This window comes from Legionella rubrilucens, from assembly GCF_001468125.1.
Taxonomy (GTDB): Bacteria; Pseudomonadota; Gammaproteobacteria; order Legionellales; family Legionellaceae; genus Legionella_C; species Legionella_C rubrilucens.
Map to the genome: position 1 here is coordinate 188,981 of NZ_LNYT01000006.1, position 9,849 is coordinate 198,829.

The following is a 9,849-nucleotide window of genomic DNA, read 5'->3' on the forward strand; positions in this document are numbered from 1 at the left end:
TTTTACCGATGGCTATCGCAGTATGGCAGTAAACCCAGGAAACGAGCGCGTTTAATGGCAATGGCCAATTGACGCTGAAAACGGGTTTGAGTGCCAGTTATACGGCTTGGAACAATTTTACCGGTTTCGGTAATGTAGTTCTTTAACATGTTCAGATCTTTGTAGTCGATTTCAAACGAATCTTCACCACTGAAACGACACATTTTTTTGCGACGTGAATAAGCTGTCATAAATAAATCCCCTTAAGCTGCTCGGTTGTCTTTTTCTTTTTTCATTAACATGGATTCCGTGGTAATCGCATGTTTCTGACTGATAATTAATTCACGCAAAATCGCATCGTTGAATTTGAATGCGTTTTTTAATTCATCAAGGGCAGTTTGATTACATTCGATGTTCATCAGAATATAATGGGCTTTATGAACTTCTTTGATAGGGTAAGCCAACTGTCTGCGGCCCCAGTCTTCTTTACGATGAATAGCCCCGCCATGCTTGGTAATGATACCTTCATAGCGCTCGACCATCGCAGGAACCTGTTCACTTTGATCGGGGTGAACAAGGAATACAATTTCATAATGTCTCATGAATTTTCCTTATGGATAAAAGCCTTCTTTAACTTAAATAAAGTAAGGCAAGGTTAAAAAAACGGTCGATTGTAACTGATTTAGAACGTTATAGCAATCGAGGGTGTGGTAACCGATCAAGCCTTGTTTGCTCATGCAGTTTAAAAATAATCTATGGACGTTAGGCCTAACCCGCTATCTCTCCTGTTCAGAGGGCAGACAATCAGACTAGCCTCCCTCTAAACGAATTTACTTAAGGTTTAGTTAATATTCAAATGGTAGATTCTGGCCTTTAAATAAACAATTGAACTTAATTATGCCAACTCCATCGCCTCAATTAGAACAGCTTCGTCAGCAAATTTATGCACGACATGACTACCTTCGCAATCATTTGTTTTATCTTAAGGACATTGAAAATAATAAGGTTAGTGAAGAGGACGTTAAGTCCTACCTGGAAGAAATCTTTGAAATGCCGGTCGATAAAGAGATCAAACACACGATTAACCAATTAATGCTTGTTGTTAACGAAAAGCTGGCTTTTTACCATAGATTATGGGAAGCCTCGGCAAATGATAACGACGACCAGGCTTTTTCTTTAGTCAATCTTTTAATTGAGCAGAATCTACCGTATTGCGTCCAGTTCAAAGCGATTCTTACATCAAAAAACGTTCCTGCTCGCGACAAAGTACAGGCTGCGTTTAATGACCATGATCTTCTCAAAGAGCTTCAAAGCCTCATTAAACCGCATCTTCCATCCTCTTATGCCACACTGCAGCGTCTCATCAAAATATCCACAAGCCAAAGCACCCACTCCATGCAAAAATGGGAGCGCAAAGAATTTAAAAGCGTGGTGACAATAAACTGGGAACCTGCCGTTAAAAGTTTAAAAGCATTTATCCAGCGCGTAAGCGGCGACTTAATACCGGGTAAAGCGAAAGGCCCGCTCCCATCAAAACAGAAACTTGACACCATGATTGACGAACAAGTGTCTGAGATGAAAGGAATTGAAGGAGTAGACGCCACGACGAAGGTGGAATTGCCAAAAGCGTTGCGCGATCTATCAAGCATCGTCGAGCGTGTAAAAGAAAACGCCAAACCCAATCAGGATCCGTGCACCGTCATCGAAGAAAACGTTAAATTATTCTTCGCTGTTCAACCCTCGCTTAATTTTTTACAACAGTTAATTGATTCATGGGAAAGCTCGGAAAAAGCGGCTTTGAAATCAAAGTCGGAGGTAGATGCTAGAAAGAAGGCGGAAGTTTATTATTCTAAAATCTGGATTCAGATTACCTCATCACTCACTCAACTGAACAAGCAGACCGACGCGTTAGTTTCTCAAATCGACAAAATTGATTTTGAGATGACCATTGAAGAACACCACCTGTTGACTGAACTCACGGATGAATTAGAAACCATTCGAAGCCAGATTGACTCACTAAAGACAGAATGGCCTGAAGCGTGTCCACAAAAAATCAGGAAAATTGATGACATTGATGACCTCGAATCAGACTCCTATCGCAAGCAAAAAACAATGGAGAAGCAATTGATCGCGCTTAAACAAAGGATCGTTGAAACCGAAAAACAGATATGGATAAATTATAATCAACGATTAGAGTCGATGATTAAGAAGAACAAAGAAGAATCGGAAGAAGTCGATAAAAAATCCCAGGCTTATTTACAGGAAAAATCTGAACGTAACAAGGAACGACGAGCTGAGATTGATCGCAAACGGGAGGAAAAGCAACCAAGGAAGATAGTAAATCACAAAGAAAATTTGTCGTTTTTTAGCCCGGAATTTCAAGTGGATACCCATATGGAGCAGCGATTAAAAAAATTAAACCCCAAGCGCTTAGCGTTATTAGAGCGTATTCTAAACAGAGAATCACCGATTAAAGCAAAAAAGGTATATAAATTAATTGAACATTTAGATGGTGAAATAGAAGAAATTGGTAACGGCAGCTCACATAAACGAATTCGCCTCGGTAAATATTATTTTGAATTAATCAAACACGATGACGGCACACAAACGCCCTCCGCACCGATTGCCACAGGTGGATTTTTCAAACAACATGGCAAGCAGCATACTTCCAGTAATTTATGCCCGTTTAATGTGAAACTTATCGCGGAAACATTCGAGCGTGCCAATATCACCCTGGAGTCCCTCCAAAAACTTAAAAACACAGCACCAGTCATCGAAATCTGTACATCGGTGACCTTGTAATAAGCAGTCAGGATCCAGGCCGCTCAATGAGTTGCCTGGCATCAATAGAGCATTGAAACAAAATGCTTAAAAAGAATTGTTCATGCAAGATACATTAACTCTCTGCATTTAAAATTTACTTGCATTCGCCAAGTGATACGGCTATGTTATCGCTGTTAATGTGATTGATTTAACAGCGTTTTTCCAGGATAAACATACCGAACGAAGGAATAGGTCATGAGTAAGAACATTGCAATAGAGCTTGCAGAAAACATTTCAACCGGTTGTGTACAAACGGCCCTCGATACAAAATCAATGGAACACACATTCTTGAAAATGCTGGAGCGTGAAGAATCAGCAATCTTAATTAAAATTGCGCATCACTTCACTAAAATCGATCAGTTAACGATTGCAATCGATCCCACAAGTGATACTGTTGAACGCTTAAGCCTTGGACAGAGCCAGGATACCTTGCTGTATCAAAAGGGCACCTTGTACATTGCAGGACAACATGACGGCGACATGGAAAAAAACCGAATTATAACGCAAGGCTTTTTCCTCCATGGTATCATCCTGTTCATTGCTGATGTTGTATTTAATAATGATTTTTCTTCGCTAAAAGGCCTTGAGGAATGTCAATCAGAGGGCGTTGATGAGCCCGATCAATTTCTTTCCAATGCAGCGCAACTCATTTGGACAGGCAAAAGTGCTGATTGCAGCCCCAAAATAATTGGCTTTTATCAAAATCAATTTATACCCGCCTGTGAAGAGCATTTGAAACGATTGAAAAACCAAAGCCCTATCAATAAGACCGAGTCAACTTCCATTACCCATTTTTCTATTTTTAATTCAGGAATAAATGAGAAAGAGCCTGATACTCTTAATCCTAAATCAGAGTTGACCGCTTAAACCTGCAGAAATCTTGCATGCCATTTAAGATGGCATGCTCTTTGTCTGAGTGAACCTGTAATAGAATTTGAATAACCCAAAATTGCATTTAGCCCATTCATGGGATATAACAAACAAAAAAAGCAAAAAATTACTTATGGACATTATTAACGTCTCGTTTGAAAAGCCCTTCACCGTCCTAGTCAGTGGCGAAGCAATTGAAGTGATTGTTTTTAAAACCCTCGAAGAGGGCAATATTAAATTCGGCATCAAGGCACCCCGCTCCGTCAACGTGCACCGTGAAGAAATTTATCACGCCATCAAACAGAAAGAGCAATTGCTTGAAAGCGAATAATCTCCTGATTGATGATGAGAGTTGCCTTTTTCCCTTGCTTGCACTCGCATTGTTCCTGTCGTTTACCTCCCTGTTGGTGAATCATTTTTTTCTGCATTTTCATGGTAATAACTATTTCCCCAATGGCAGTTTTGGCATGGGAGTGACCTTGTTACTGATGATGCTGGGTTGCCGCTTATTGTTTTCCAATGAGCACATCAGTTACCTCATCGCCCGCAAAACGGTTTTATTTTTTATTGTCATGGCTACATTGGCAACAATGACCAATGCAGCCCAATACACGCCCTTTCCTCCCATCGATCACTACCTGATTGCCTTTGAAGCCCTGTTTAACATCAATATGGCTGACATCGTCGCCTGGACGGCTCAACACCCGTCATTTAAACAACTGCTGATCTATGCTTATACCAGTATCGATTACCAACTGAGCTGCCTGCCGCTCATTATTATTTTTTTCCGTCAGTTTGATGTGGTCAATGAACATTTTTTCCTGCTGCTATGCAGTTTTATTTTAGGATTCAGCTTTTATTATTTTTTTCCTACTGTGGCTCCGGCCAGCATGGTATCAAGCCCTTATTTTTTTGCAGAACAGCATGCCACCGGCATTAAATTCATGGAAATTCAAAACCACCAAATTCCGTCGACGATGTATGGCGGCATGGTTGCTTTTCCATCGTTTCATGCCGTGTGGGCCTGGTTCAGTGTCTACCTGTGCCGGCAACTGCGGGCAGTATGCCTTCTGGTCCTGCCGCTCAATCTACTGCTTATCGCCTCCTGTGTGCTGCTTGGCTGGCACTATCCCGTTGACATTTTAGGCAGCGTTATTTTAGCGGTGCTCTGTCACACCGCTTACCATTATTGCCAACGCCGCCTGCTTAAGCGGTAATTTTAACAGGGATGCCGCTTGGCGAGCGCAGTTCAGTGCCGACAACCTGCTGGTTCAGTGATTTTTTAAGCGTATAGCCGCTCAGTTTGTCCTGTAAAAACGCATGAAGATTGACTTTCTTTTCATCCGTTAAGGCAGGATGAACCTGCAAATACAATTGCCCATTCATTAAACCGAGCTTTAACGGTTCATTCATGACCGTGACCGGTGTGCCCACAGCAACCCTGTCGAATAATTGTTCTATGTCTTCCGGCATCATGCGGATACATCCTGCGCTGACGCGTGAACCGACGCCATCGCGGCGATTGGTACCGTGAATCAGGTAGGTGGCCCAGCCCAATCTCAGGACATGGCGGCCCAGCGGGTTACCATCGCCGCCAGGAAATTCATTGGGAATGGGGGTTCCATTTTTTGCCGCCTCTGCTCTGACGTTGGCCGTCGGATGCCACACCGGATCCCGCTCTTTGACAGTGACGCGGGTTTTGCCCACCGGCGTATGCCAGCCCTCGCGACCGATACCCACCGGCATCGTCACGACCACGTTGTCTCCAGACGGGTAATAGTAAAGGCGGTATTCCGCCAGATTAATCACAATTCCCTCACGGGGTCCTGGCGGCAGCAAATACTGCGAAGGAATGACCAGACGGGTGCGCAAAGGCAAAGGCCGCAGCGGATCAACCTGAGGATTGGCTCTGACCATTTCGAAATAGCCAACATCATAACGAATGCCGACATCGCTTAAGGTTTCACCGGGCTCAGGCGTGGCGTATTGGATGTCGCCCACCAGGTCGCCTGAGGCAGGAATCACAAAGGTCGTTGCAAAAGCGGGACTTAGGAATAATGAAAAACCAATAATTAAGACTAGTCGCACCATGGTAATAATCCCAATAATGAATAATGGCAGAGAGTGTCTGCCATTATTGAAAACACGTGACGCGGAAAGAGTTTACAAATCGCTGTTTGCCTTGAAACGCGAACCGTATTTGGACTCGAGTTTGGCAAACAATTCATTGAGTTTGTCATGACCAAATTGCTTCGCATAATTCATAGGACCGCCTCGAAAAGGCGCAAAACCGGTGGCGAAAATCATTCCGCCATCCAGCAGGTCACTGTCAGCCACCACTCCTTCACGCAGACAGGAGGCGGATTCATTGACCATACGCAGAATCAGACGATTGGCAATGTCTTTGCCGGACTTGTCGGACTTCACTTTTGGCTTAATCGGCTTGCCGTTTTTGTAACGGTAGAAGCCCTCACCGGTCTTACGCCCGAGTTTGCCCTCTTTCACCATATCGCGCAGACGCTGCGGCACCGTACCGCCAAAATGGCCAGTGAGGTTTTCAGCCACGGCCAGACACACATCCATTCCCACGGTGTCTGCCAATTCAACCGGTCCCATGAACATGCCAAATTCCTCGGCCGCGTTATCAATCACCGCGCCGCTGTACCCTTCTTCAATCAATTGCACGCATTCCATCAGGTAGGGCATCAATACGCGGTTAATCAGGAAGCCGGGGCTGGATTTGACCGGTAAAGGCAAACGGCCGATTTGTCCCACAAAAGCACAGGCGTCCTGCACCACGGTTTTGGAACTTTTCACACTGCTGACTACCTCCACCAGTTCCATTTTAGCCACCGGGTTAAAGAAGTGAATGCCAATCAGGCGCTCGGGGTTCTTCATCACCTGGCTGATTTCATCCAGAGGAATACTGGACGTATTGGTGGCGATGATGGCCGTCTTTTTCGCTTTTTCTTCCAACTGTTTGAAAATGGACTGCTTCACTTCCAGGTTTTCAAATACCGCTTCGATAATCACATCTGCCCTGGCGATGCCATGACCATCCGGATCAGGAATCAAACGATCGAGAGCCGCCTGAATCAGGCGTGGTTGCTTGAGTTTTTTCTTGTACAGGGTGTGTGCGCGACCAATGGCAGGGGCAATCTGCTGATAGGATTTATCCTGCAAAGTCACTTTTAAACCACGCAAGGCACACCAGGCAGCAATGTCACCGCCCATGACGCCAGCGCCAATAACATGGACGTGCTCCGCTTTGAAGCTGGAATCCTTGGCAAACGATTTCATGCGCTCGCGTAAGGAAAACACGCGGATAAGGTTCTTCGCTGTGTCGCTTTTGCTGACCAATTGCTCCACTGAATCCACTTCTTTTAAGTAGGCACGCTCACCATGACCACCTTCTTTTTCCCATAAATCAATGATTGCATAGGGTGCCGGGTAATGCTGTTTTTTTACTTTTTTGGCTAATTGATAACGCATTAAAGGTGACAACAGCATGCGCACCCACGCCCAGTTGGACAAGGTCTGGAAGAATCGGGGCTTGTGTTTAGCCGGTTTGTTTTTAATGTAGTAAACCGCGGCACGTTTTAATTGCCGCACAGGAACCACGTCATCCACCATGCCCAATTTTTTTGCCTTCTGTGCCGCCAGCGGTGCGCCGGTCAGAATCACTTTGGAAATGGCATCAAACCCACCGATGAGGCGTGGCAGCCGAACGGTGCCTCCCCAACCGGGATGAATACCCAACATCACTTCCGGCAGCCCCAAACGGGTGTCTTTGTCATCCGTCGCGATACGGTAATCGCAGGCTAAGGCCAGCTCCATACCGCCACCCATGCAGAATCCATCAATCATGGCTACGGTAGGAATTGTCAAGGCTTCAAGGCGCGCAAAAACGGATTGCCCCTTTCTTAAAAAGTCGACGGCCTCTTCAGCGGTATTAAATTTTGAAAACGCATTGACATCGGCGCCAGCAATAAAGCCTTTGGGTTTACTGGAATAAATCACAACCCCTGCTGCACTATTGTCTTTGGCAATTTCCTGCAACAGGCTGTTTAATTCATTTAATACGTCATCGTTTATGGTATTAGCCGAGGTATCGCTGCGGTTGATAGCCAGCCAGATAATGTTATCGGCGTCTTTCTCCATGTCCCAATGTTTGTAGTTATTCATTATTCGCTCACCTCAGTCACACGTTCGAGATACATTGCCCCACCCTGACCGCCGCCGATGCAAATCGCCGCCATACCACGGGTTCCTTTTGTTTGTTCAAGAGACTTTAAAACATGCAATACAATACGAGCCCCGCTCGCTCCGATAGGATGCCCAGCCGCGATAGCGCCGCCATCCTTGTTTAATTGATCCAGCGAAGGAGCACCCAGAGCATGCTGCAGGCCGAGTTGAGCCTTGCAATAGTCTTCATCATTCCAGGCTGCCAGACAGCCGAGGACCTGCGCAGCAAATGCTTCATTAATTTCCCAGCAGTCAAGCTCTGTTGGTTTAAGTTTTTGCCGCTGCAGAATCGGAGTGGCCGCATGAACAGGCCCCAACCCCATTTGCGAGGGATCAAGAGCCGCCCATTGAGAATCGACGATGCGGCCAATCACGGGCAGTTTGTATTTTTTCACAGCATCCGCACTGGCCAGTAACAATAAACAAGCCCCGTCAGTAATCTGGGAACTGTTGCCGGCGGTAACCATGCCAAATTTTTTGTCAAAGAACGGTTTGAGTTTGGCAAGCTTTTCCACCGTTGAATCCGTACGCATGCCATCATCCTGAGAATACACCTTCCCCTTTTTATCAATGATGGGCATGACTTCGGTCATACGACCGTCTTCATAGGCTTTGGCCAGACGCAGATGACTTTGCACGGCAAATTCATCCATTTGCTCACGGGTAATGCCAAAACGATAAGCCACTTTTTCTGCCGTTTGCCCCATATTCAAACCCACGATGGGGTCGGTGAGGCCGCGCAGCAGGGCAATAACCGGCGCCAGAAAAGACGGGCGAAACTGCGTCATCAGACCAAGGCGTTGCCCGGTGCTTTTTGCAGAAAACCAGCGGCCTAACCAGGACGCCATTTTCTCATTAAATAATAATGGCGCATGACTCATGGCATCGGTACCCCCGGCCAGAACCAGATCACTGCGGCCGGAAGCGATTTGAATGGCTGCATTGTCCAGTGCCTGCATGCCGGACGCACAGTTACGCATGACGGTAAACGCAGGAACTTTATCGCCACAGCCTAAACGCAAGGCCACAACGCGGGCAATATTGGCTTCATCAGGTCCAGGCATCGCCGAACCAATAATCACCTCATCCAATTCAGTGGGTGAAAACGGCTGGCGATTCAGCAGGGGAACCCCTGCTGCTACCGCTAAATCCGAACCGGTAAAAGGCCCCACGTCCTTTGCTTTTAAGAAGGGAGTTCGATTGCCATCAACAACATAGACCGCCCTGCCCTGCAAATTTGATCGTTGCTCCATCACGCCTCCTGATACATGTCATGCTGACTAAGTCAGCCATTTTTTTTAATTGTAAAAGATAGCAGTAATCCTAACCATTTGGAAATTTTGTTAAAAATTATTTTTATTTAAAATCAGTGTTGACGATAAACAAATACCTGCTATACTGCCGCTTCATTGGACGGAGAGATGGCCGAGTGGTCGAAGGCGCTCCCCTGCTAAGGGAGTATGGGAGAAATCCCATCGAGGGTTCGAATCCCTCTCTCTCCGCCAGACAGAACGACGCGCCCGTAGCTCAGTTGGATAGAGTATCTGGCTACGAACCAGGGGGTCGGAGGTTCGAATCCTTCCGGGCGCGCCAATTCTCGCTGTAAAATCAATAAGTTACAAATATCGGGTCTTTCCCAATTACGGGGGCACTCAATCAACAGCATAGTACTCTAACTCTGGTTCTATAATTTTCAAAGTTTTTAAAGCCATAGGCTCGTCTTTGAATCAATTTCATTTTTCTATGGAAGCCTTCGGTAATGCCGTTAGACTTGGGGTCTTTCCCAATTACGGGGGCACTCAATCAACAGCATAGTACTCTAACTCTGGTTCTATAATTTTCAAAGTTTTTGGGTCTTTCCCAATTACGGGGGCACTCAATCAACAGCATAGTACTCTAACTCTGGTTCTATAATTTTCAAAGTTTTTAAAG

At 45.6% G+C, this 9,849-nt stretch carries 9 protein-coding genes, 2 tRNA genes and 1 pseudogene; 6 read left to right on the forward strand and 6 right to left on the reverse strand.

Annotated elements, in window-relative coordinates; all coding sequences use genetic code 11:
* Positions 1 to 2: 2 nt before the first annotated feature.
* Positions 3 to 230, reverse strand: a complete 228-nt coding sequence (gene rpsR, locus Lrub_RS03095; RefSeq protein WP_058526896.1) for a 30S ribosomal protein S18 — start codon at positions 228 to 230, stop codon at positions 3 to 5.
* Between the two features lie 12 nt (positions 231 to 242).
* The gene (rpsF, locus tag Lrub_RS03100) at positions 243 to 581 is read right to left on the reverse strand and encodes a 30S ribosomal protein S6 (protein WP_058530739.1); all 339 of its coding nucleotides are present in this window, start codon (positions 579 to 581) and stop codon (positions 243 to 245) included.
* 283 nt (positions 582 to 864) lie between these two features.
* On the opposite strand from rpsF, the gene Lrub_RS03105 reads away from it, so the two are divergent.
* From Lrub_RS03105 to Lrub_RS03120, 4 genes are all read left to right on the forward strand, one after another.
* Complete coding sequence (locus tag Lrub_RS03105) at positions 865 to 2,781, forward strand: hypothetical protein (RefSeq protein WP_133134081.1); 1,917 nt, start codon at positions 865 to 867, stop codon at positions 2,779 to 2,781.
* A 216-nt stretch (positions 2,782 to 2,997) separates the two neighbouring features.
* Complete coding sequence (locus Lrub_RS03110; RefSeq protein WP_058530741.1) at positions 2,998 to 3,669, forward strand: hypothetical protein; 672 nt, start codon at positions 2,998 to 3,000, stop codon at positions 3,667 to 3,669.
* Between the two features lie 136 nt (positions 3,670 to 3,805).
* Positions 3,806 to 4,003, forward strand: coding sequence for a carbon storage regulator (locus Lrub_RS03115; protein WP_058530839.1), 198 nt, complete (start codon positions 3,806 to 3,808; stop codon positions 4,001 to 4,003).
* Positions 3,990 to 4,889, forward strand: coding sequence for a phosphatase PAP2 family protein (locus tag Lrub_RS03120; protein WP_058530742.1), 900 nt, complete (start codon positions 3,990 to 3,992; stop codon positions 4,887 to 4,889). The genes Lrub_RS03115 and Lrub_RS03120 overlap by 14 nt, the downstream gene beginning before the upstream one ends.
* Here Lrub_RS03120 and Lrub_RS03125 read toward each other — a convergent pair.
* The 3 genes from Lrub_RS03125 to Lrub_RS03135 form a co-directional block, all read right to left on the reverse strand.
* The gene (locus Lrub_RS03125; RefSeq protein ID WP_058530743.1) at positions 4,879 to 5,763 is read right to left on the reverse strand and encodes a L,D-transpeptidase family protein; all 885 of its coding nucleotides are present in this window, start codon (positions 5,761 to 5,763) and stop codon (positions 4,879 to 4,881) included. The genes Lrub_RS03120 and Lrub_RS03125 overlap by 11 nt on opposite strands.
* Positions 5,764 to 5,835: 72 nt before the next feature.
* Positions 5,836 to 7,857 (reverse strand): 3-hydroxyacyl-CoA dehydrogenase NAD-binding domain-containing protein, encoded by a 2,022-nt coding sequence (locus Lrub_RS03130; protein WP_058530744.1) that lies wholly within the window; start codon positions 7,855 to 7,857, stop codon positions 5,836 to 5,838.
* Complete coding sequence (locus Lrub_RS03135) at positions 7,857 to 9,170, reverse strand: acetyl-CoA C-acetyltransferase (RefSeq protein ID WP_058530745.1); 1,314 nt, start codon at positions 9,168 to 9,170, stop codon at positions 7,857 to 7,859. The genes Lrub_RS03130 and Lrub_RS03135 overlap by 1 nt, the downstream gene beginning before the upstream one ends.
* 162 nt (positions 9,171 to 9,332) lie before the next feature.
* Here Lrub_RS03135 and Lrub_RS03140 point away from each other — a divergent pair.
* Together Lrub_RS03140 and Lrub_RS03145 are read left to right on the forward strand one after the other, a co-directional pair.
* Positions 9,333 to 9,422: transfer RNA gene (locus tag Lrub_RS03140), tRNA-Ser, on the forward strand.
* Positions 9,423 to 9,433: 11 nt separating this feature from the next.
* Positions 9,434 to 9,510, forward strand: a tRNA-Arg gene (locus tag Lrub_RS03145).
* Between the two features lie 63 nt (positions 9,511 to 9,573).
* Here Lrub_RS03145 and Lrub_RS14490 read toward each other — a convergent pair.
* A pseudogene (locus Lrub_RS14490) lies at positions 9,574 to 9,690 on the reverse strand (transposase); the annotation flags it as partial.
* Between the last annotated feature and the right edge of the window lie 159 nt (positions 9,691 to 9,849).